This window comes from Shewanella sp. CAL98-MNA-CIBAN-0140, from assembly GCF_040309905.1.
GTDB lineage: Bacteria > Pseudomonadota > Gammaproteobacteria > Enterobacterales > Shewanellaceae > Shewanella > Shewanella psychromarinicola.
The window spans coordinates 44,494-67,636 of the sequence record NZ_JBEOPI010000017.1; the positions used below are offsets into that span (position 1 = coordinate 44,494).

The 23,143-nt window shown below is 42.5% G+C and carries 24 protein-coding genes, 2 tRNA genes and 1 pseudogene; 10 read left to right on the forward strand and 17 right to left on the reverse strand.

All coding sequences use genetic code 11. The features are described from left to right. Positions 1-21 precede the first annotated feature (21 nt). Positions 22-1,089: a DUF2804 domain-containing protein gene (locus tag AAEY93_RS10580; RefSeq protein ID WP_351076770.1), complete on the reverse strand. Its 1,068-nt coding sequence runs from the start codon at positions 1,087-1,089 to the stop codon at positions 22-24. Positions 1,090-1,319: 230 nt separating this feature from the next. Here AAEY93_RS10580 and AAEY93_RS10585 point away from each other — a divergent pair, with 230 nt between their 5' ends. The 5 genes from AAEY93_RS10585 to AAEY93_RS10605 all read left to right on the forward strand — a co-directional run bounded on the left by AAEY93_RS10585 (position 1,320) and on the right by AAEY93_RS10605 (position 5,093). Then, a complete protein-coding gene (locus AAEY93_RS10585) occupies positions 1,320-1,886 on the forward strand; it encodes a YajG family lipoprotein (RefSeq protein ID WP_124012347.1) in 567 nt (188 codons plus the stop codon). A 57-nt stretch (positions 1,887-1,943) separates the two neighbouring features. Beyond that, positions 1,944-2,528: a peptidylprolyl isomerase gene (locus AAEY93_RS10590; protein ID WP_124012348.1), complete on the forward strand. Its 585-nt coding sequence runs from the start codon at positions 1,944-1,946 to the stop codon at positions 2,526-2,528. A gap of 331 nt (positions 2,529-2,859) precedes the next feature. Beyond that, positions 2,860-3,192, forward strand: coding sequence for a hypothetical protein (locus AAEY93_RS10595; protein WP_124012675.1), 333 nt, complete (start codon positions 2,860-2,862; stop codon positions 3,190-3,192). Positions 3,193-3,292: 100 nt separating this feature from the next. Further along, positions 3,293-4,729, forward strand: a complete 1,437-nt coding sequence (locus tag AAEY93_RS10600) for an AmpG family muropeptide MFS transporter (protein WP_124012349.1) — start codon at positions 3,293-3,295, stop codon at positions 4,727-4,729. 241 nt (positions 4,730-4,970) lie between these two features. Beyond that, positions 4,971-5,093 carry a hypothetical protein gene (locus tag AAEY93_RS10605; RefSeq protein ID WP_267898636.1) on the forward strand — a complete coding sequence of 41 codons (123 nt, stop codon included), beginning with the start codon at positions 4,971-4,973 and terminating at the stop codon, positions 5,091-5,093. On the opposite strand, the gene rsgA is transcribed toward AAEY93_RS10605, so the two are convergent. The 4 genes from rsgA to AAEY93_RS10625 form a co-directional block, all read right to left on the reverse strand. Further along, positions 5,090-6,136, reverse strand: a complete 1,047-nt coding sequence (gene rsgA, locus AAEY93_RS10610) for a ribosome small subunit-dependent GTPase A (RefSeq protein WP_351076775.1) — start codon at positions 6,134-6,136, stop codon at positions 5,090-5,092. The two genes, AAEY93_RS10605 and rsgA, sit on opposite strands and share 4 nt — an antisense overlap. A gap of 76 nt (positions 6,137-6,212) precedes the next feature. Next, positions 6,213-7,058, reverse strand: coding sequence for an AraC family transcriptional regulator (locus AAEY93_RS10615; RefSeq protein ID WP_124012350.1), 846 nt, complete (start codon positions 7,056-7,058; stop codon positions 6,213-6,215). Positions 7,059-7,162: 104 nt separating this feature from the next. After that, on the reverse strand, positions 7,163-7,984 hold the full coding sequence (locus AAEY93_RS10620; RefSeq protein WP_124012351.1) for a GNAT family N-acetyltransferase: 822 nt from the start codon (positions 7,982-7,984) through the stop codon (positions 7,163-7,165). A 1,061-nt stretch (positions 7,985-9,045) separates the two neighbouring features. Further along, positions 9,046-9,531, reverse strand: a complete 486-nt coding sequence (locus AAEY93_RS10625) for a YajQ family cyclic di-GMP-binding protein (RefSeq protein WP_101034375.1) — start codon at positions 9,529-9,531, stop codon at positions 9,046-9,048. 339 nt (positions 9,532-9,870) lie between these two features. On the opposite strand from AAEY93_RS10625, the gene AAEY93_RS10630 reads away from it, so the two are divergent. Both AAEY93_RS10630 and AAEY93_RS10635 read left to right on the forward strand, forming a co-directional pair. Then, entirely contained in the window at positions 9,871-10,230 is a 360-nt protein-coding gene (locus AAEY93_RS10630; protein ID WP_351076780.1) for a VanZ family protein, read from the forward strand. A gap of 3 nt (positions 10,231-10,233) precedes the next feature. After that, positions 10,234-11,211, forward strand: coding sequence for a ketopantoate reductase family protein (locus AAEY93_RS10635; protein WP_351076783.1), 978 nt, complete (start codon positions 10,234-10,236; stop codon positions 11,209-11,211). 34 nt (positions 11,212-11,245) lie between these two features. Here the strand turns inward: AAEY93_RS10635 and AAEY93_RS10640 are convergent, their stop codons facing one another. The 8 genes from AAEY93_RS10640 to hemA all read right to left on the reverse strand — a co-directional run bounded on the left by AAEY93_RS10640 (position 11,246) and on the right by hemA (position 19,135). After that, complete coding sequence (locus AAEY93_RS10640) at positions 11,246-12,118, reverse strand: multidrug transporter (protein ID WP_351076785.1); 873 nt, start codon at positions 12,116-12,118, stop codon at positions 11,246-11,248. 168 nt (positions 12,119-12,286) lie between these two features. Further along, positions 12,287-13,138, reverse strand: a complete 852-nt coding sequence (kdsA, locus tag AAEY93_RS10645) for a 3-deoxy-8-phosphooctulonate synthase (protein ID WP_351076788.1) — start codon at positions 13,136-13,138, stop codon at positions 12,287-12,289. Positions 13,139-13,155: 17 nt separating this feature from the next. Beyond that, the gene (locus AAEY93_RS10650) at positions 13,156-14,403 is read right to left on the reverse strand and encodes a DUF819 family protein (RefSeq protein WP_351076790.1); all 1,248 of its coding nucleotides are present in this window, start codon (positions 14,401-14,403) and stop codon (positions 13,156-13,158) included. 182 nt (positions 14,404-14,585) lie between these two features. Then, entirely contained in the window at positions 14,586-15,374 is a 789-nt protein-coding gene (locus AAEY93_RS10655) for a tetratricopeptide repeat protein (RefSeq protein WP_124012353.1), read from the reverse strand. A 9-nt stretch (positions 15,375-15,383) separates the two neighbouring features. Then, complete coding sequence (locus AAEY93_RS10660; protein ID WP_124012354.1) at positions 15,384-15,779, reverse strand: SirB2 family protein; 396 nt, start codon at positions 15,777-15,779, stop codon at positions 15,384-15,386. 141 nt (positions 15,780-15,920) lie between these two features. After that, complete coding sequence (gene prmC, locus AAEY93_RS10665) at positions 15,921-16,775, reverse strand: peptide chain release factor N(5)-glutamine methyltransferase (RefSeq protein ID WP_124012355.1); 855 nt, start codon at positions 16,773-16,775, stop codon at positions 15,921-15,923. A 9-nt stretch (positions 16,776-16,784) separates the two neighbouring features. Continuing rightward, positions 16,785-17,870: a peptide chain release factor 1 gene (gene prfA, locus AAEY93_RS10670; RefSeq protein ID WP_124012356.1), complete on the reverse strand. Its 1,086-nt coding sequence runs from the start codon at positions 17,868-17,870 to the stop codon at positions 16,785-16,787. Positions 17,871-17,884: 14 nt separating this feature from the next. Further along, the gene (hemA, locus tag AAEY93_RS10675) at positions 17,885-19,135 is read right to left on the reverse strand and encodes a glutamyl-tRNA reductase (protein ID WP_101034365.1); all 1,251 of its coding nucleotides are present in this window, start codon (positions 19,133-19,135) and stop codon (positions 17,885-17,887) included. Positions 19,136-19,372: 237 nt separating this feature from the next. On the opposite strand from hemA, the gene lolB reads away from it, so the two are divergent. The 3 genes from lolB (at position 19,373) to AAEY93_RS10690 (ending at position 21,944) form a co-directional block, all read left to right on the forward strand. Further along, the gene (lolB, locus tag AAEY93_RS10680) at positions 19,373-19,984 is read left to right on the forward strand and encodes a lipoprotein insertase outer membrane protein LolB (protein ID WP_101034364.1); all 612 of its coding nucleotides are present in this window, start codon (positions 19,373-19,375) and stop codon (positions 19,982-19,984) included. Positions 19,985-20,036: 52 nt separating this feature from the next. After that, on the forward strand, positions 20,037-20,906 hold the full coding sequence (ispE, locus tag AAEY93_RS10685; RefSeq protein WP_124012357.1) for a 4-(cytidine 5'-diphospho)-2-C-methyl-D-erythritol kinase: 870 nt from the start codon (positions 20,037-20,039) through the stop codon (positions 20,904-20,906). 90 nt (positions 20,907-20,996) lie between these two features. Further along, entirely contained in the window at positions 20,997-21,944 is a 948-nt protein-coding gene (locus AAEY93_RS10690; RefSeq protein WP_101034362.1) for a ribose-phosphate pyrophosphokinase, read from the forward strand. Positions 21,945-22,255: 311 nt separating this feature from the next. On the opposite strand, the pseudogene AAEY93_RS10695 reads toward AAEY93_RS10690, so the two are convergent. The 4 genes and pseudogenes from AAEY93_RS10695 to AAEY93_RS10710 form a co-directional block, all read right to left on the reverse strand. After that, a pseudogene (locus tag AAEY93_RS10695) lies at positions 22,256-22,656 on the reverse strand (DUF6363 domain-containing protein); the annotation flags it as partial. Next, complete coding sequence (locus tag AAEY93_RS10700) at positions 22,608-22,799, reverse strand: hypothetical protein (RefSeq protein WP_124693470.1); 192 nt, start codon at positions 22,797-22,799, stop codon at positions 22,608-22,610. The gene AAEY93_RS10700 and the pseudogene AAEY93_RS10695, both read right to left, overlap by 49 nt. Positions 22,800-22,901: 102 nt before the next feature. Continuing rightward, positions 22,902-22,976: transfer RNA gene (locus tag AAEY93_RS10705), tRNA-Gln, on the reverse strand. A 54-nt stretch (positions 22,977-23,030) separates the two neighbouring features. After that, positions 23,031-23,115 (reverse strand) — tRNA-Leu (locus tag AAEY93_RS10710). Positions 23,116-23,143: the final 28 nt, after the last annotated feature.

Here is a 23,143-nt window from a genome sequence, read left to right on the forward strand (position 1 = left end):
AGTCGACACCGTTAGTCGTCATCACCATTTGGCAAAATGATCTTCTGTTAAGCCTAGCTGGTTTTTTAAGCGATATTGTTTGCCATTATTATCGCCAATCATCCCGCTAAAATAACCAATGTATTGTCTAAAATTGTTTTTTAACCAGATTAAATTCAGCTTTTCGCTACGTTGATTTAACGGCCTAAAATACAAATCAACTTGACCATCATTGGTGGTGATATGCCACAAATCTTGTTGTGAGTGTCGATTAAAATCAAACTGCGCGCAGCCCAACAAGTGACGCTCGCCATTTACCCACATGACATTTTCGGTCTGACCGGTTTCGTTAACCCCAGCCGCCAAATTCAACCCAATAACACCGTCTTCAGTTTGGGCATTGATTGAAGCCCAACGCCAACTGGTTTCACGGCGCATAAATCCGGCCGAAAAATCATAACCCGCCAGCGCATATTGTAAAGGCTGCGGTTCATGATGAATGGTTAATTGCCCCGTTACGGCTAAGCCATTATGCTTTTGAGTATAGGTCCAGCCGTTATAACCTGTTGGAGTACACAAGCTGATGGGTAAACTCAATGGCGCAGGTTGAATACGTAAATTGGCTTGTATGTCTGCAAGATTAATCTCGACTTGCCATTGTCCGTCGACAATATCAATAACAATACCTTTTTGTTTACGGCCAATCTCGGCGCGCCCACGTTTTGGAGAATCACTTAACTGGCACCCAAGCCCTAGCGGGGTTAACCATTGCGTTTGAGTAAGCTTGTTGGTGTTAATGTCATAAAGGTAACAAAAACCATTGGCGACATAGCGAATATCGGCAATCGCAACAGCAATAATATAATGAGGGGTAATAATGTTAACAAACTGGAACTGCTTAAAATCGAAATGCTTAGCCAATGTCGATGCGGGTTTGTCCATTACCGTCGAATAAACAAATTGATTAACATTGAGTGAATCAACAATCCCATCAAATAGGCCAAATACTGGCTGGCCATTAGTATTGATCAATTTATCTGGAGCCAATTGTGGTTGTTTATGTTGCATTACATTACCTACATCACATTGTTTATCTGACTTAAGTTGCATAACACTAACCTGAATTGATCAGTCATTAATGTCAACAACCGAGTAACATTGATGCCGTGTCTCTCAGTAAAAAGGGGGGGCAAACGGAATATTGATTATTAGTTACACCGTTATGCATAGTGACGCACATAACTTGAGTTATCTTTAATAACAACATAACCCTAGCGATACTGGAAACCCAGACAAATTCTGGTATGATTTATCTACCTATTGCTCGTTATTGTTGTCTCATGAAGTTATTAATCACTATTTTACTGCCTACATTATTGTTAACAGCTTGCGCCAGTCATGAACCGACTCATGTTGGTCTTAATCCCACTCTGGGTCGGATCCAGTTACAAACTGAAGCGGATTTCCCTGTGATGGTAGACACCATCGACACTCGCGAAGCAAGCTTTGTGGTGCGTTTTAATGAAGAAGGCAAAGCGCCTAGATTGGTGAGCGCCAGTGAGCCGATCCGTCAACAACTGGAAAAGCTGTTCCGTGATGGGATAAAAAAAGCGGGTTATGTCATAGATCCTGCCGCACGCAATTCAGTGCAGTTTCAGCTAAATTATTTGTTGGCTGATGTCACTGATACCACGTTCAGTTTTGAATCAAAAACACGCTTAGTGATCAACGTATTGGCTAAAAATTCACAGCAAGAATTCACTAAATCGTATAATGCTAACGGTTATTTAAAAGGCCCGTTAAGCCCTGATTTTGCAACGCTTGAATTAGATATCACCAAACTAGTTGATAAACTTACCACTGAAATACTTAACGATGAAGAATTACACCAGTTTATTCAACGTTAACCCAACTCGCGCCATCACGTATTGGCATCAAAGATGTCAATAAAAGGACTGAAGATTATGTTGAAATGGCTAGCCACATGTCTATTGCTATTAACCAGTTTACACACCCATGCCGCGGTTGATATTCAAAAAAACACCTTATATCCGCAAGTTGAGTTTGACACCTCAATGGGAAAAATTGTGGTTGAGTTAGATCGCACCCGTGCACCGCTTACCGTGGATAACTTTTTAACCTATGTGGTTACAGGCGAATATGATAATACGATTTTTCATCGTGTCATTGCCGAATTTGTGGTTCAAGGCGGTGGGTTAACCACTAAACTAGAAGAACGCCCTTCACACGATCCCGTAGTGAATGAATCTGGCAATGGTTTATCAAATTCTCTTGGTTCAATTGCAATGGCTCGAGATAACAACCCCCATTCAGCAACACGGCAGTTTTACTTCAATCTGGCTGACAATACCAAATTAGACCCGTCTAAACGTCGCTGGGGCTATACTGTTTTTGGTGAAGTGACTCAAGGAATGGAGGTATTAGAAGCTATTTCATTGGTACCGACTGAAAATAACACTACGCTAAACTGGCCCGATTTTCCGGTAAATACTGTTATGCTAAAAAAGGCCACCTTACTGCCTCGCTAATCTCCTGCTATTCGTCTATACCTATCGACGGTAATGCGCGCATACCATCGTTATTCGCGCATTACCGTCGAGCACCTTTAACCAATACCAGCATCATTATCATTAATAAGGCTATCTTTAGCTCATATGATGATGCAATTACTTCTTACCCTGTATATTTTTACTAGCTTATAAATCAACTAATAGCACTATAGAATGACAAAATGACACTTTTTTTAAGGTTTTCACCTTCAACAACGTTATTAACGTCTATACTCTATTTTATTCACTCACTCAGTTAGCTGCGCAATTATTCGCAACCGCATTCCAAATACTCAAGGACGCACTTATGATGACGGCTAATGATTTTATTGAAACCAAAGCCCCACAGCTTGCCTATTACGGCAAAGCTTTTTTAGACAATCAGTTAGATTACAAAGAAATACAACTGTATATGTGGGATGTGTTGGAAGAATGGCAATTTATATCAAACCATTCTAATCAATTAACCGAGCAACCTAGCGATACCGAAAAAGTATTTTGGCACTTATTGTATTGTTTTGATCATTGGTCTGGTTGGACTATTAAAGGCAATCAGTATTTACGCCAGCAGGTTAATGAATGTTGCGACTACATCAATATTGGCGGTAATGTGCCACAAAGCTGTATTGGTATCAGACCTTAAGGTTAATTAATCCAAACTGATTGAATAAACTCTTCGAATGGCTTGAACCTAAGCCCCTTGCAACATAAGCTAGAGCCATTCTCCTTCATCCAGTTGTCTTATGTCGGTTTTTTTGTCTCGTACCCGTGAAGCATTATCGGTTTATTACCATAAACGAGTATTGATATTACTCTTGATGGGCTTTTCTGCCGGCTTACCTTTAATGCTGGTTTTTTCGACCCTCAGTTTCTGGTTACGTGAAGCGGGTATCGATCGAGCCGCGATTGGTTACTTTAGCTGGATAGCGCTGACTTATGCTTTTAAATGGGCATGGTCTCCATTAGTCGACCGTATGTCGCTCCCCTTATTCACCCGCTTTTTAGGCCGACGACGTGGCTGGATGCTATTTGCACAACTGTGTTTAGTGGGTGCCATTCTCGGCATGTCGGTTAGCGATCCTGTGGTTAATCTTGACCGTCTGGCGTTATGTGCACTGCTGTTAGCCTTCGCCTCTGCCACTCAAGACATCGTAATCGACGCTTTTCGGATTGAATCCGCTCCAGAAAAAATGCAAGCAGCGCTAGCCGCTGCATACCAAGTGGGCTATCGCAGCGCGATGATCATTGCTACTGCTGGCGCGTTAACCATCGCGGCTTGGGTATCACCAGGTAATGATGCTTATAACCTACAAGCTTGGCAAACGGCATACTTTGCTATGGCCATGTTAATGGGCATTGGCATTATTACCACCCTATGCAGTAAAGAACCTCAAGTTGATACTAAATACGCTGACGATAAAGAACGCCAATTAAGGGCGGAGTTTGCGGCCAAGTATCCTGCAAAAGTCGCCGGAGCATTAGCTTGGCTATACAGTGCCAGCGTATTGCCTTTTATTGACTTTTTTAAACGTCATGGCAAAAGCGCCATTCTGATTCTGTTGTTAATTTCATGCTATCGCATCTCAGATATTGTCATGGGCATTATGGCCAATGTGTTTTATGTCGATATCGGTTTTAGTAAAGAAGAAATCGCTTTTATCAGTAAAGTCTATGGTTTAATCATGACCTTAGTCGGTGCCGCTTTTGGTGGGGTATTAATCATGCGCTATGGCACCATGAAAATTCTGTTCTTGGGCGCCTTGCTAGTCGCGGTCACCAACCTGCTGTTTGCTTGGCAAGCGTATATTGGCTATAACGTACCATTTTTAACCTTGGCGATTTCGGTGGATAATTTTAGTGCCGGTATTGCGACGGCGGCGTTTATTGCCTATTTATCGAGTTTAACCAGCACGGGTTATAGCGCTACCCAATATGCATTATTGTCATCCATTATGTTGTTGTTTCCTAAGTTTATCGCTGGATTTTCGGGTTTGTATGTTGATGCGTTTGGTTATATCAATTTCTTTGTTGCAGCGAGTTTGATTGGTTTTCCGGTATTAATATTAGTGGTGTTGGTTAATCGATCGCAAAATCAGGTCGCTGCTGAGGCGGCATTATCAGATGGTTCGAGTGATGTGCTGATCGATGTGCCGATTGATGTGGATAAGCCACCACGTTAGTTGTCTAATGTCCAAACTTCGTTTGGATTAACATCGCAAGGCTCCAACCTGCACTAGCCAAAAGGGGATCAACAGCAATCCCCTCTTTACTTTTTATAAACGACTGGCCCTTGCCATTCCGGCAACATTTTCATAAGCACCAATAATAGCGAAAAGGTCGCGGCGGAAATGGATCCAGCTTTTAACGTCGTTTGTAGACTGCTTTGGGCCATCTTATTGTAAAGAGTGAAGTAGCTTAGATATGTCATTCACTATCAATGGCGCAATTCAAGTATTGCGAGATGGCCAAGTATCGCTATACCACATCAGTCTTTCAATCGATCCGAATGAGTTTTTATCAATGTTAAGTCAAGAGTTGATCTAATAACCTTTTTTATATCGCTGTGAGGCGCTTTGAGTAAGGTTTATCAGCTTTCCCAACGCTTTATCTTTAGTTCTCTTTTCCGCGAGTGTCGCGCCATTAAGTGCTTGCTCCCGGTGTAATTTTTGATAACTGAGCAGACGTCTTTCTGATAGCTGGCCAGCTTTGATAGCACGCTGAACAGCGCACCCGGGCTCTGACTTATGCGAACAATCAAAGAAACGACAACTTTGCGCAAGTTCTGTGATTTCGCCGAATGTTTCACTAACCCCTTGCTCACAACTGCCTAACTGTAGCTCTCGCATTCCGGGGGTATCCATTAACATCCCACCCATTGGCAATGCTTTCAAGGCTCGATGAGTCGTAGTATGACGCCCTTTGCTATCGCCTTGCCTTATCCCGGCTATCTGCTGAGATTCAAAGCCTAACAGGCCATTGACGAGTGTGGATTTACCCACACCCGATGAGCCTAAGAAAGCGATAGTTTTACTATTGGTACAGTGATTTTTAACTTGCTGAATATCTTGTTCATCCAGAGCATTAAGAGAGTAGACAATCAACATAGGATCAAGTTCTTCAACTTGATGTCGCTTAACATCTGCATTTTCACATAGGTCTGCTTTCGTCAATAGAATCACAGGTTCTACCATAGCTTCTCGCGCAATGGCTACATAACGCTCTATTCTGTTAAGGCTAAAGTCATGGTTGAGAGAACACACAATCATGACAGTATCAACATTCGCAGCAATTAGCTGAGTGGTTACTTTTGAACCTGGCGCTTTTCGTTCGAATAGGGATTGGCGCTCGAGACTTCTAGTCACTCTCAGAGTGTCATTAAATAGAACCCAATCACCCACACAGATTGTTTCATCGTAAGAGATAAGTGTTAGGTCTTGCTGGCCTTGTTCCGACATAACCACAATGCGGTCACGATGTTGTTCGATAACTCGACCCATCGTTAAATCGGTGAGCTCATCCAAACTGAGTTGTTGTTGAAAAAAAGGTTTCCATCCAAGTTGTTGAAGTGTCGGGATTGAATTACTCATACTTTGCTCTCACATCTCATTGTTTAGCACATAATAGAGCAACCTTGTGGGTGATGATTGAACATTTCCGACAATATCACTTAGGGCTAGAGTTCACACCACCATAAGCATCGATGGTCAATCCCCGTTCTTTTTCATAGGTTTTAGGTGTTAAACCTAGTTGCTTTTTTAGATGGCGGATCAGATGAGGCTGATCACTGAAGCCGAACTTAAAAGCCACCGCAACCCAATCGATTTCTTGAGAGTCACGTTGATATAGATACTCCAACATCGCCTCAAGCTTATTCATTGACTGGCATTGCTTTAACGTTAATCCCGTCACTCGTAGAAAGCTTCTCTCTAACGTGCGTTGCGAGCAAAAAAGTTGCTTACCCAACGCTGAAATTATGGCCGAGTCTAATACATGAAGCGCTTTTTGGGTGATCTTGCAGTGTTGATCTTCGGTAGCGTTGGCTAGCCACGGTAAGAGCAAACTATCCAATTGATCACAGCACTGATCAGCTTGATGTCGTGCTAGCTCAATTAACGTGTTTTCGTTAAGGGGTTGATCATCGAACTGCGCCGAGAGATTGATTGCTTTAACGTTGTCGAGCATTGGTTCTTTACCTGAAAAGCGACCCAGTGAATATAATGCTCCTACATGGAACTTTATTCCTAGATGAACAAAAGGCTTGGAATGATCTAATTGAAAGGTTTGCTTGTGTGGAAAGAGCCAATGACTTCCTTCACCACTTGCCAACCCCGGATTTAAATCATACTGGTAGGTCTGTTTTGAGGGCGAAATAATCAAATGGGCGCAAGGATCTGGATTGAGTTTAGGGTACTGATAACGGGTAGAGTCAGTCTCTTTTTCAATTAGCCAATAACATTCAACATACTTGGCAACGTCAGCGGATTTTGATGGCTGTAGCCAGTGGATCATAACAGCCTCCCTTTATTCTTAAGCATATGCCTATCACTATAAGCTAGATTTCAGTAATTAAAAACTAAGCCCCGGTCAAGTCTGACAAGGCTTAAAGAATTGGCTTATTCTCGGTCAAATTCAATTTGGATAATACGGTTTAGAGGTGCTAAACCTGCGCGTACAATCGTTTTTTGTGCACCTATATTACTACTTTCAGTTGAACAGATAGGGGTTAACCCACGTTCATTAGCTAAGCTAACCAAACGACTGAGTACTTGAGTGGCGATCCCTTGACCTCGCTCAGATTGAGCCACAATCATACCTAAATCTGCAAAGCCTTTCTGGTGCTCATCAAACAAACGGCACTCACCAGACGCTAGCAGTTTGCCTTCTTTCCAGTAGCCGAATAGTTCTTTACGCTTGATAAGGTTACCAAAGTAGCCTGATAACCATTGCTCCGGCGCACCAATATTGGTTGCGGCAAACTTAACAAAATCAGTCAGTTGATCTTGATCTGCGAGTTTCAGTTCTAGATCTGTTTTATTACCTGTTATCAAAGGATTCACTTGCTTATACATTAACGCATTCACTTTAAATGCTGATGAGTTATCTAAACAAAGTGATAAATACTGAGGTTCCGCTGTGCTAACAAATGCACCATTAACAGTACCAATAACTGAGCTGTTCTGTTCTACAATCAAGGTAAAAAGTTCTTTTCCCTGCGTTTTGGCTTCGTTAGCCAAATAGAATTGCAGCATATAGCCTTCGCCATTAATGCAGCAGTATCCGACTAATGTATCCTCTTCATAAAATCCAAAATGTACTGAAATAGGAACGAATCCAAAGAGCCACATCCCGTCAAGGGGGTCTGTCGATTGCGCAAAATACTGCTTTTTTAGTTCACTTAGTTTTTCTTTTTTTTCAACAGGTTTTATTTCTAACATAGCTGTTTCTCCTGAATAAAGATTTGGCAAAATGCTAAAGCAGGAACTGCATCAGAGATGATGTACCGCTTTGTGCCCCAAATAGTAGAAGATGCGCCGCATGAAATATTGAATAAAAACGACAGTTTCTAGGTTATTAATTTGCTTCAAAGGGGGTATTTAAGGTGGAAGTCGTAATTACATAGACAGGCAAGTATCAGGGAGGGTATTGCGCTGCGTCACAAAAAAATAGCGTTTTCTTTCATCACTTCCAAGGTCTCAGATATAAGGGTAACTATCACAAACTCAGTAGCTCGAACGACTACTAGTAATCATTTTAAGTTGTTTTGGTCGGATAATCGACACCTGTTGCCAGGTGCATCTCTCCTAAGTGCCGTACATGCAACTTTCACTGCATACGGCTCAAGCCCCCACTAAGGCCTATTATGGTTCACTCAAAGCAGTGAACAGCTCTTCATACGACTTCACGTCGCACGGGCAGAAATGAGTTAGTTATACTGACTTTAAAAGGGCTGATTCAACACTTAACTTGAGGACGTTGAAGACCCTTTACAAAAAGAATGCGTAAGCATACTTAAACCTACAGGATTCAATTACATTGAGGACGTTGAAGAAAATAGCGTGAGCCTGACAGGACGTCAGGCTAGCTTTCGTTGGCCTGGGCCTTTCCCGCACATCCATGTGCTATAAGGCATCCTGCCTATCGGAAGCGTTAGCATTTTCTCTCTTTACTGCAAGATAGGCCCAAGCAGGCTTCAAATGAAGTTAAAAGCTGGATCAATCCCCATGGCGACCTTTTCGCATCTGTTGTTTAAGTCAATAGGGGAAATATTGCGGGGCAGCTGGGCCAATTCTGTTATAAAAAGTAAGGAGGGAATAGCCGTTAATGTCCTCTTGGTCTGGTATGGGCGACACGCCACGACGTTAGTGGCCGCTGGCAATATCCTAAATAAACTTAATGAAATTGATTCAATCAATTCAACAAAAAAGCCGACAGGGTTTCCCGTATCGGCTTTGTTATCTCTATAGTACTTGTCAGTGCAGCATTAATCACTTCAGGATTAGTCTCTGAAGTTATCGAACTGAAAGGGTTGGCCGAGTTCTGCTTCTTTGGCTAAGCGCATGACGGCTTGCAGGTCATCGCGCTTTTTGCCAGTGATCCGTACTGAGTCGCCTTGGATGGCAGCTTGTACTTTAAGCTTGCTGTCTTTGATGGCTTTGACTAGTTTTTTGGCAATCAGTGATTCGATACCTTGTTTAAAGCTCACTTTTAAACTGAAGGTTTTGCCGCTGTGAACCGCTTTGTCGTCAACTTCCATTGAAGATGGATCAACGTTACGTTTACTGAGCTGAATGCGCAGAATATCGACTAGCTGCTTACAAATGAAATCGTCTTCTGATTTTAAGGTAACGACATTGTCTTTCAACTCAATTTCAATTTCTTTGCCCCGTAAATCAAATCGACCAGACACTTCACGGCGTGAGTTTTCTACCGCATTACGTAATTCTTCTTCGTCAACTTCCGACACAATATCCATAGATGGCATGTTGCTTTCCTCTTTGGTTCATCACAAATGTATATACGACTATTTTACACTAGGAGTCATTATCAGGATAGTAGAGTACAACCTGAGATCCATTAGCGAAGTTATTGAGCACTAACCCAGATTAATTAACAAAAAATCATTAACAAGCTATTTTCATTGATAATCTGGCTAAAACACCCATTGTGATTGAGTTTAACGGTTTAGCATTTATCATTTTCAAGCGTAAACATAGCCCTGATGGCACAATTATTACTTTCCAAAGAGGTTAATTAGTGACAATTTAAAACAGGTTTCTTATTATTAGCAATATTCTCGTTTCACAAGGCTGATGTTACGCTCGTGATCACTTATAAAAATATTTTTAAACTTGCGTTAGTTGTCGCTGTCATTGTGACTAGCTATCTTGTTTTTTCAAAACCAAATTACCCGCAGGCTTTTGCTAATATGGATAAAGTAGGCCATTTAGGCAGCTTTTTTGCCCTTGCATATCTTGCGCATTACGCTTTCAAACCCCGTTGGTATATTTTGTGTACCTCTTTGGCTACCTATGCTGTGTTAATTGAATTGATCCAATCTCGCTTACCTTACCGCAGTGCATCTGCTGCCGATGTCATTGCCGATTTTGTCGGCATTGCACTGTTTTACTTACTGCATTTTTCAGTAACACAATACCATAAATTAAAAGCGAATCGTGCATAGACCATGGGAATAACATCAAGGTTGCCACCGTCATCCACACCCGACAATACTGCGCTTATTGCCGTATTGGGTGCGGGTGCGATTGGACAGCTGATGTATCACAAACTGAGTGTCAATACTCAAGCAGCTCAAGCAAACGATGTGGTGTTTATTGGTAGAGATAAGTTGACTCGTCAACAGCCGCTAAGTTTTATTGACCACACGCAGCACACTCATGAATCATTAGCGGCAATATTGGGAACTGATGATGACCGCTTAGTACGAATTGAATTACTGTTCGTGTGTGTTAAAGCCTATCAAGTAGAGCAAGCGCTTATCCCCTTATTAGCGAAACTGTCACCTCAATGCCATATTGTATTACTGCATAATGGTTTAGGCCCGCACTTACCTGTCGCTGCTGCGTTGGCAAAACACCAAGGCCAAGGATTAAGCTTAGGCACGACATCCCAAGCGGCGTTAAAACTAAGCCAGTGGCAGGTGAAACACAGCGGTTTTGGCGTGACACAACTCGGGTATTATTGTGGAGCGCTTATATCGGCCAAGCTAAAGGCGCGCTTAACTAATCTACACTGTGACAATCAACCTATTGAATGGCATCAGCCTGTGTTACCTGTGTTATGGCAAAAGCTGGCGATTAATGCGGTGATAAACCCTCTCACGGCACTCAACCATTGTGCCAATGGCCAATTAGCCAGCGCTGAATATCAACCACAGATCCGCGCCATTATCGATGAGCTAGTACAAGTGGCTAAATATGATGGCATCACGTTAGATAAGGCTGCCATCAGCGCACGGGTTTATCAGGTAATCGATTTAACAGCAGCAAACTTTTCATCGATGTATCAGGATATTGCCCACAACAGGGCAACTGAAATTAATGAGATTAATGGCTATATTTGCCAGCAAGCTAAGTTGGATCACCTTAACGTACCCATCAACCAATCTTTAGTCGACAAGGTTTTACAACTCAGTCAATCTTGAATGCAATTTGATAACGAATCTCGACTCGAGGTAATTAGCTCCACATCACTAAAATCGCGGCAATGGCGATTAACAATAACCCAGCCACAGCATTAATTTTAACCTTCTCTTTAAGCCAAAATGTCGTAATAATCAGGGTAAAAAACACCTCAACTTGGCCTAATGTTTTGACATAAGGTACCGCCTGTAATGACATAGCGCTAAACCAGCCGATAGAACCAATACAACTGGTGACACTAATGGATAAGGTTAATTTGGGTCGTTGCCACAACGCGGTTAAGGTCGATTTATCTTTAGCCAGTAAATAACCTATTAGCACTATGGTTTGTAAACCTATCACCCACAACAATACCCACGCAGCGCGATGCGTAAACGGGCCTTGTAGGGTTAAGCTGGCTTCTCTTACCCATAATGATGTCAGCGCAAAAGCGCTGCCACACGCAAGGCCTAACAACACCGTTTTAAGCGACAAATGTTTAAAGCCTTGTTTGCTGCTAAGCAACATCACCGCAAGACCACCAACAATGACCCCCATCCAACCCAACGCCGAAAGTTGAGTACCAAAAAACAATACACCCAGTATTGCGGCTACTAAGGCTTCGCTTTTGGCAAGACCGGCACCTATGGCGAAGTTTTGCATTTTAAATAGCTTAACCATTAGCCCTGTTGCCAGTATTTGCATGGTTGATGCACCAATAACAAAGCCCCAAAAGCTGCCACTAAATTCTGGCATTGCTGTGGGTTGATATTGATGTAAAGCAAAAAGGTAACCAGCGGCAATTGGGCCCGCCCAAATAAACCGCGCTAATGTGACCCCAGCAATACTCACGTCTTTACTGAGTTTACTTTGAAATGCATTGCGCCACGCCTGCATAAACGCGGCGAGAAAGGTAAACATGATCCACATATTTATTGTTGCTCTTTACATAAAAAAGCCCTGAAACTTGGTAACAAGTCAGGGCTTATACAAGGGCAATTAGATTACTGTTTACGACCATTAAAAGACACTGATTAAATGTCTAATTGATTAAAAATCAACTCGCCGGTGTTTCAGTTATTCAATGCCATTGATGGTTTACTTGCTGGTATCAATAAACTCAAATGATTTAACCAAGTCATCAACTGCTTTCATCTGCGTGAGGTATTGCTCCAATAAATGCAGTGGCAACGCGCAAGGACCATCACATTTTGCATTGTCAGGATCTGGATGAGCCTCAATAAATAAGCCCGCTAAGCCTAATGCAATACCACTTCTTGCAAGTTCAGTTGCCTGTGCACGGCGTCCGCCCGCAGAATCGCTACGACCACCAGGGCGTTGCAGCGCATGGGTGGCATCAAAGATCACCGGGTAACCTGTTTGCTTCATTTCGTCCATGCCTAGCATATCGACAACGAGGTTATTGTAACCAAAGCTGCTGCCGCGTTCACATAAAATAATATTGTCATTACCGGCTTCGTTAAACTTAGTAATGATATGACGCATTTCATGTGGCGCTAAAAACTGCGGTTTTTTCACATTAATCACAGCGCCGGTTTTGGCCATCGCCACCACAAGATCGGTTTGACGGGCTAAGAATGCAGGTAACTGAATAATATCAACCACTTCAGCCACAGGTGCACACTGATGGATTTCGTGTACATCGGTGATAATTGGCACGTTAAACGTTGATTTTATTTCTTCAAAAATACGTAAGCCTTCTTCCATTCCTGGACCACGGTATGAGTTAACCGATGAACGATTGGCTTTATCAAAAGAGGCCTTAAACACATAGGGAATACCAAGCTTTTGGGTCACTTCGACATAATGTTCCGCTATCGACATGGCTAAGTCGCGCGACTCAAGTACGTTCATACCACCAAATAAAACGAACGGCTTATCGTTAGCGACTTCAACATTATTAGTTAACTGAATAATTTTTTGATCCATTTGATCCTCTTAGCGCATTACGCTGCGACAATTTGTAATAACTGACCACATAGCCAAGCCATGTAAGTACCTAATGCATATCCGAATACTGCCAACAGCACCCCAACAGGTGCTAATGCAGGGTGGAATGCCGCCGCTACCACTGGGGCGGATGCGGCTCCGCCAACGTTTGCCTGACTGCCCACGGCCATATAAAACAATGGTGCTTTAATCAGTTTAGCCACCAATAACATTAATCCTGCGTGAACTAACATCCACACTATGCCGACTAGAAAATAAATCGGCGTATCCATTATTTTAGACACGTCCATATGTAAACCAATGGTCGCGACTAAAATGTATAAAAATGCCGAGGCAATTTTAGAGGCACCAGAGGCTTCTAAATGACGAACCGGGCTAAATGAAAGGCCTAAACCAACGGTGGTCACTATCACCACTAACCAGAAAAATTTAGAGGTTAAACTGTAATCTTCGGTCCATGGATAGTTGGCTTCGAAGAACGGCCCCAAGAAATCGGCCGCAAAATGGGCGAAGCCCGTCACCCCAAACCCAACGGCCACAATCAACATGATGTCGCGAAGTGAAGGAATACGTGCGTTTTCTGCGTGGTACTTTTCGACTTTCAGTTTCAGTGCTTCAATTGCGCTAGTATCGGCGCCAGTTCTGGCATCAATTTCTTTGGCTTTCGACGCCATAAAGAGCAATACGGCCATCCAGATATTGGCCACGATGACATCTACCGTCACCATTACCGAGAATATCTCACCACCGACCGAATAAATCTCTTTCATCGCGGCTTGGTTTGCACCACCACCAATCCAGCTACCCGCTAAGGTCGTCATGCCGCGCCAAACGGCATCCGGACCATTACCACCCAGCAGTGATGGGTCGATCATTGACACACTCAATAATGCAATCGGTCCACCAATGACAATCCCAAGAGTACCGGTTAAAAACATAATAACTGCTTTAGGACCTAAACTCAGAATGGCTTTTAAATCGACACTTAAAATCAATAAAACCAAACAGGCTGGCAATAAATAGCGTGACGCAACAAAATACAGTTGTGATGTATGACCATCAATCACGCCAAATGTGTTTAATAATGAGGGTAAGAAATAGCACAGTAGTAATGCAGGTATGTATTTATAGAATTTTTGCCAAAAAGGATGAGTTGATGAACTAGTGTAAAAAACAAAACCTAGAATAACGGCGAGTATACCCAGTGCGGTGGCATCATTGCTCACCATTGCTGACGTTGTCATGCAGTGTTCTCCCTTACAAATACATTATATTTTTAGTTATTATTATTATTGCGAAATCAATTGTGATTCAATTCGCATGGTTTCACAGATAAGCGCTGCATAAACGAGCAACACCATCACTGCGAATAAAAACTGCTTTGAGTTAACCCAAAGCAGCCTAAGCAGCAAGTACTATCAAATGATTAATGATAAACCTGCGTATGTTGACTAAGTTCCTTTAATTGAATCTTAACCAATTCAATCACCGGATCATGCGGACTCAAATCAATGAAGTGCTGTAAATCAGACATGGCCACTTTAATACAACCTAATTGCTGGGCAATAAAAGCTCGCTCGCGATTAAGGTGCACATCGTCAGGGTGCCATTGTAATAATAAATTACAGCATTCCATTGCCTGTTCATATTTATGACTGACAATACAACCCGCTTTTAGCTCATGTAACATGCGACTAATTAGCCGTTTTAGTGTAGCTGTTTTTAGATGGCTGGGCTTTAATTTAGCTGCATTACCCAGCTCACCACGCACTAATGCATGCATCTGATGACGACTAAGCTCTTTACCTGTAAGTGGGTCATGGTATCTAACAACATCATTTATCTGGCTTTTTAGTACCGTATTACCGGGTAATAAAATCGCCTCGAGTGTTATGTCGAGTTGCTTGGCCAATAAAATTAACAATGTTGATAGCGTGGTGCTGTTACCTTGACGCTTTAACACGCAATAACTTAAATCTGCTGCCTCGACACTAAAATAGTCGTCTCGAACACAAAAACCGAGATCATTGTAAAACCAATTAAACAGACCATCAAGCCGTGCTTGCTGGTCAACAACATAGTGACTCAATACTGAACCGGCCATTTCATACCACGCCCACATAGCAGATTTGGATGTTGAAAAGCCAAGGTGTTCAGATAGTTCAAATGCAGTTTCGGGGATCGAAACTGCATCATTAAGAAGATATTTTGCCATTAAAACCAATTAACCCATTAAGACGACTTGTTTAAAATAAGCCAGTTTGGCCGCTAACACTACCCAACCAATTGCGCCGATAAAAGCAAAAAACTTAAACAGCTTATTACGGTTAGATTTTAGTGCCATGACACCTAAAGCAATGTATGCCACCACACAGATTATTTTTTCGGTCATCCATGGATCGACAAAAGGATACTGTTTGATCATAAAGCAAAGGGTAAAGCCTGACAGTAGTAAAAAAGTATCAACAACATGTGGCGCCACTTTCACAAACTTTTTGTCCATAATAGGAGACTGACGTAAATGTAAAACAAAACGCACGATAAAAAAGGTCACACTTGTGGCAACTAACAGCATGTGAGTATGCTTTACCGCTGGATATAAACTGTAAAATGTTTCCATTGATGAAGTCTCATTGAGAAGGTAAAAGTAAAAGGCGGCTAGTGTACGCTATCAATCAGCCGTGTACCAATATCACGATTGTTGATATTTATTTGTTGTTTATATCTTTAGAGGGGGAAACGCCTATTGATTGCAGGAATATTAATCACCCCATTGCCCTAGCGTGCAGCGATCATTACTGCCAAAGTCACGCACCGTAGCAACATTTTTATAGCCTAGTTCGATGAGCTTTTTACGCACTTTGATTGCTTGCTCATAACCATGTTCAAGCAATAAATAACCCCCGGGAAGTAAATGCTCACGCGCTTGAGCGGCAATGTAAAACAGATCAGCATAACCTTCATTTCCTGCGGTTAGCGCACTTTGTGGCTCAAAGCGAACATCCCCTAAATGAAGATGCTCATCGGCTTCATCGATATAAGGCGGGTTAGACACAATCAAATCAAAATCACGCTGCTCAACCGCAGAAAACCAGTCTGACTGGATAATTTCCACATCGAGTAAATTAAGATTGCCGCGATTAGCTTTGGCAAGCTCGACAGCGTCAAGAACATTATCAATAGCAGTAATGCGCCATTTAGGTCGCTCCGATGCTAAAGACAATGCTATAGCCCCTGTTCCTGTGCCTAAATCCAATACTTTAGCATTGTGACGCACTGATAAGTTCAGTGCTGTTTCAACTAAAATCTCGGTATCAGGTCTTGGAATAAGGGTCGAGTCATCAACAATAAAGGGTAATGACCAAAACTCTCGCTCACCAATGATATGCGCAACCGGCGTCCCCTTTTGACGCTTATCAATCATCTGGCTATAGGCTTTAAATTGATCACTAGTAAGCTGCCGCTCAGGCCAAGTATATAAAAAACTACGATTTTTATTCAAACAATGCAATAGCAGTGCTTCTGCATCTATATGGGCAGATTCAGAGGTTGCGGCTAATTGTGAATAAGCCCATTGTAGAACTTCTGCAATTGTTGAATACGAAGACTGAGTCAAGAGCACTCCTTAATCGTCAGCTAACGCTGCAAGCATATCTGCTTGATGTTCTTGCATAATAGGCTCTAGCAAGACATCTAAATCGCCTTCCATAACTTCATTCAAGCGATATAGCGTTAAGTTGATTCGATGATCACTTACGCGACCCTGTGGGTAATTATACGTTCTAATACGTTGAGAACGATCACCACTGGCCACTAAACTACGACGTGTTGTTTCTTCAGCGCTGCGTCTTTTTTCATCTTCAACAGCTTGAATACGCGCGGCCAATACACTCATCGCTTGGGCACGGTTTTTATGCTGTGAACGTTGATCCTGACACTCAACAATAATGCCAGATGGAATATGAGTAATACGAATAGCAGAATCGGTTTTGTTAACATGCTGACCACCCGCACCAGACGCGCGGAATGTATCGACTTTTAAATCAGCAGCATTAATCAACACAGCTTCGGCTTCGGGCACTTCATGCAATACCACTACAGTACAAGCAGAGGTATGCACACGACCTTGAGATTCGGTTTCTGGCACACGTTGAACACGGTGTCCACCGGACTCAAACTTTAGCTTACCGTAAGCACCGTCACCACTGACTTTAACAATAATTTCTTTGAAGCCGCCATGTTCACCTTCATTAACGCTCATGATTTCCATTTGCCAGCGGTTGGCTTCACAATAACGTGAATACATGCGGTACAAATCACCGGAAAAAATAGCCGCTTCATCACCACCTGCACCCGCGCGAATTTCAAGAAACGCATTGGTGTCATCGTTTGGATCGGTGGGCAAGAGTAATACTTGTAATTCATCTTCAAGCTTTTCTAACGCTTGCTTTGTTTGTTTATACTCATCTTGGCCCATTTCGCGCATTTCAGGATCGTCTTCTTCAAGCATCTCTTTGGCGTAGTCGAAATCTTTTTGGGCTTGTTGGAATGCAGTAAACTCTTTTACCACATCTTCAAGTTGAGCATATTCTTTGGATAATGCACGAAAGCGGTCTTGATCGGCTATCACGCTAGCATCACTGAGTAACGCCAATACTTCTTCATTACGCTCTAGCAAGCCTTCAAGCTTGCGGATAACGGATTCTTTCATTTAGCTCGCTAACCTTAGTTTTTATCTAAACCAAGCGCAGTTCTTAATTGGCCTAACGTATTCAAATCACCTTGACGGCTTGCTGATGTGAGCGCTTGTGTAGGTGAGTGTATCAAACGATTAGTTAGCCTATTAGCTAACTCTAGTATCACTTGTTCACTATCACTGCCTTGAGACAATTTATTCAGGGCACGCTCAACTAATTCATCTTTAATCGCCAAGCTCTGGCTGCGATATTCGCGAATACTGTTGACTGACTCTAAAGACTTAATCCACTCCATGAACAAGTGTGATTGATCTTCAGTAATTAATTCTGCTTGCTCGGCGGCTTCTTTACGTGAAGCCATGTTCTGTTCAATTATGCTATGCAGATCGTCTACAGTATAAAGGAATGCGTCGTCTAACTCACCGACTTCGGCTTCAATATCTCTTGGAACTGCAATATCCACCAACAACATAGGTTGATGACGACGCTGTTTTAGCGCTTTTTCGACCATGCCTTTACCTAAAATAGGCAAAGGACTGGCGGTAGAGGATATCACGATATCGGCTTTAGCGAGAAAGTCTGGAATTTGTTCTAAGGTAATTGCTGTTGCATTAAACTCTTCACACATGGCTTGGGCACGTTGGAGAGTGCGATTCGCCACCACCATAGAAGCGACACCGTTATCTTTAAGGTGCTTGGCAACTAACTCAATGGTTTCTCCTGCACCAATGAGTAACACCTTAGTGGTGCTCAATGATGAGAAAATATGTTTCGCCATGCTGACTGCCGCAAAAGCAACAGAGACGGCTGCGGCACCGATTTCAGTTTCAGTGCGCACTTTTTTAGCCACAGAAAAGGTATTTTGAAACAAACGGTCAATCGTTAACGCTATGGTGCCAGCTTCTTTAGCTTTCACAAACGCTTGTTTGACCTGTCCCAAAATTTGCGGTTCACCTAACACCAGAGAATCTAAACCCGATGCCACTCGCATTAAATGCTTGACGGCAACTTGTTCTTCATAGGCGTAGATACACGGCATTAAATCACTATGGTCTAAATTATGGTAATCCTCTAACCATTCAATAATGTCTTCCTTATTGGCATTATTGCAATACAGCTCAGTTCGGTTACAGGTAGACACAATAACGGCCTCACCCGTGCGGGTGCGACTGGCCAAGCTTTTCATTGCGTCATGAATGCGGTCTGGAGAGAAAGCGACTTTTTCACGCAAATCTACCGTGGCGGTTTTATGGTTTATCCCGATTATTACTAGGCTCATTTGACAGTATCAAGTTCTTTTCGGTGACGTTAATTAGTCTATTCTACTGAATTGAACCAACTAAAAACACAATTGGGTTAACAAAACCGAATAAATGTCTAAATTTTTATTTTTTATTCACCTAAGTATTATGTAAACCAGTACATTAATATCACATTAATTTTGTAAAAAGCATTTTTACATAATGGCTTAAGCCCAGTATCATAAGATAATCTTAAACCACTGTTAGGCAATCCATTGCGTTTATCTGCCTCTTTATTTCATATAGCTTTCATTACCGCGGTGCTTTTATTAGCCGGTTGTAGTGTCACCCCATCTGACGATTTTATCCCGATAACGGTGAAAAACGCAGCTCAAGCTAAAGCATGGGAACTTCAAGGTAAAATTGCCGTTAAGACATCTGAAGACAAATTCAGCACCAATATATACTGGTTACATCAACCGGCAGCCAATGATTTACGGTTAACAACTGTATTAGGCACAACGGTATTATCCCTTAAGACGGATCAGGGGATGGCGACACTTGAAGTTGACGGCAAAATATATCGTGACAGTAATGCACAAGATTTACTGAAAGCGATTAGCGGATGGTCAATCCCCCTAGAAAGCCTTCCGTTATGGATCACCGGCCAAATTGGCAATAATGATAACATTGTCAGCTATAATCCTGATGGCACAATTAAACAATTAATCAGTCACGATCCCCAAGCAAATTGGTCGGTCAGTTTTCTCAGTTGGCACCATCAAAGTGGCGCATTAGTGCCTAAGCTGTTAAAAATTGAACGTGAAAATGTACAAATTAAGATTCAAAGTAATCAATGGACAGCGGTAGCAGCCAGAACAAAATAAGCGTTTAATCCTTAATGTTACGCGGGTTATTAAACAAGGTAGTGAAACGAACATGACATCCACGAGCTCACACAAATCAGCATCAATAAGTTGGCCTGCTCCCGCAAAATTGAATTTATTTTTACATGTTACTGGCCAGCGAGCCGATGGCTATCACGAATTACAAACTCTGTTTCAATTTATTGACCATTGTGACTATCTTGATTTTCATATTACCGACACACCTGATTTGGTTCTACATTCAAATATTAGCGATTCTGTTGCTGACAGCGATAACTTAATTCTTAAAGCCGCAAAATCACTCCAGAGATACGCCCAATATGAAGGCGGCGCACATATCTGGTTAGACAAATTATTACCTATGGGTGGCGGTCTAGGGGGCGGTTCATCTGATGCTGCAACCACATTAGTGGCCCTAAATGCCTTATGGAAAACCAATTTATCACCCAGTAAACTGGCTGAAATAGGCTTAACGCTTGGTGCGGATGTCCCTGTTTTTATTAATGGTTTATCTGCGTTTGCCGAGGGCGTAGGAGAAAAGTTGATCACAGTAGAACCAACAGAGTCGTGGTACTTAGTCATTGTGCCGGATGTGCATGTGTCAACCAAGGATATCTTCCAAGATCCTGATTTGCCCCGCAACACCCCGAAAGTTGATATAAACACCTTAATGACTCGAAAATGGACCAATGACTGTCAGAAACTGGTCACAACTAGGCACCCTCAAGTTGCCAATGCCTTAAGCTGGCTGGTAGAATATGCGCCGTCGAGAATGACCGGAACAGGCGCATGCGTGTTCGGGGAATTTACACATTCGCAACAAGCCCTTGACGCTTTAGCCGAATTACCGGCTGATATGCGAGGGTTTGTCGCAAAAGGGATGAATAAGTCGCCATTACAAATACGGCTTGAGCAACTCTGAAAACATAATATCTTCTGGGTCAGTTTTGAGTGACAACACATAAAATTGATCTAGCCTTTAATTGTAAAGCAAACACCTGAGGTTCATAAAGTGCCCGACATCAAGCTCTTTGCTGGTAACGCTACCCCAAATCTAGCCGCTAAGATTGCCGACCGTTTATTTTGCAAACTTGGCGACGCCGTTGTAGGCCGTTTCAGCGACGGTGAAATCAGTGTTCAAATAAACGAGAATGTACGTGGTGCGGATGTGTTCATTATCCAATCTACTTGCGCACCCACGAACGATAATCTCATGGAGCTTATTGTCATGGTTGACGCATTACGTCGTGCATCAGCGGGTCGTATTACTGCCGTTATTCCTTACTTCGGATATGCTCGTCAAGACCGCCGTGTGCGCAGTGCACGTGTGCCTATTACAGCGAAAGTGGTTGCAGATTTCTTGTCAAGCGTGGGTGTTGACCGCGTATTGACTTGTGACTTACACGCTGAGCAAATTCAAGGTTTCTTTGATGTCCCTGTTGATAACGTATTCGGTAGCCCTGTGTTACTTGAAGACATGCTCGCCAGGAAATTTGAAAACCCTGTTGTTGTATCTCCTGATATTGGCGGTGTAGTTCGCGCTCGTGCAGTTGCTAAGCTATTAGATGATACTGATCTTGCAATTATCGATAAGCGTCGCCCACAGGCAAACGTGGCTCAGGTAATGCACATCATTGGTGATGTTCAAGGCCGTGATTGCATTATTGTTGATGACATGATCGACACTGGCGGCACCTTATGTAAGGCTGCAGAAGCATTAAAAGAACATGGCGCTAACCGCGTGTTCGCTTATGCTACTCACCCTGTATTCTCAGGTAATGCGGCTGAAAATATTACTAATTCTGTTATCGATGAAGTTATCGTCACAGACACTGTGCCATTAAGCCCTGAAATGATGAAAGTGGCTAAAGTGACTCAGCTGACCATGTCTGCAGTATTAGCCGAAGCGATCCGTCGTGTTAGTAACGAAGAGTCAATTTCTGCGATGTTTCGCCACTAATCTTTATTCGATTAGGCTTAACGCTGACATAAAAAACGCACTCAATTGAGTGCGTTTTTGTTTGTTGGTTGGTGCTCAACCGGCATTACGAGACATTAACCATTATTGAATGACTGATATCCGGCAATTACCCGTAAAACCATGCCGTAAGGTTCAAACGATCAATTCAACGTGCATTGATTGGCTTGTCATTAGGGCTTAGCCCTTTTAATCAATGCACCGTCCACGAGCTCTCTCATATCGGCCTTAGACCAACAATGAGTTCCATTAAGCGGTCATTTCTTGTCTGAAAGCAAACGACTGCCGTTTATCTAACTGATGCACTGAATGTGTTGCATAAAATGCTTGCTGAGTCTGTAAAAAGCATTGCCCGCAGCGATGCCAGTACCATAACCATGACGTAAATCGATATCTGTACTGGCTAACAATTTGCTTTAAAGATTGTCATCAGCAAAATTTGAATGACCTCGACATCTTCAGGTGGGTTAGCGATAAAAGCGAGCTCTTGTTCATGCGGAACCAAGTAATCAATTGTTTTGGGACAGTCCCCTGACACACCAATCCATGATTTGAGCTTATGTACCCAAGCAGATTGTGCATGAAAATGGGCATTAACCGTGCGAATAACCACAATTTTACGAGCGTCGCGGCGATACGCTTCTCTCACGGGTAATGGCGCAGCCAACCCACCATCAAGATAGAAGTCCCTTGAGGGTTCAAGAACAGTAAGTAAAATAGATAACGGATAGAATCAATCGTGTTGATAGGAAAATACTCTTGATAAATTTTACCTACTGTATTAATTATCGACTCATTTTGCGGGAGTTCACAGCAGGCTAAAGTTTGATTCTGCATTGATCTGCACCCAACTCTGAAGGCTTCAATTGGGGTTAACGTGATTGGTATCTAAAAAAATCCAACAAAAAGCCCGTCTTAATAGACGGGCTTTTCAGAATTTGGCTGGGGTACCAGGATTCGAACCTGGGAATGCTGAGATCAAAACCCAGTGCCTTACCGCTTGGCGATACCCCAATAACAACTATTTATTTTAAAGCAGAGAAACCATTTAATTTAACTAAAATTTGATGGTACGGAAAGAGAGACTTGAACTCTCACACCTCGCGGCACCAGAACCTAAATCTGGCGTGTCTACCAATTCCACCATTCCCGCATCAAATTTTAACTTACAGTATACTCTT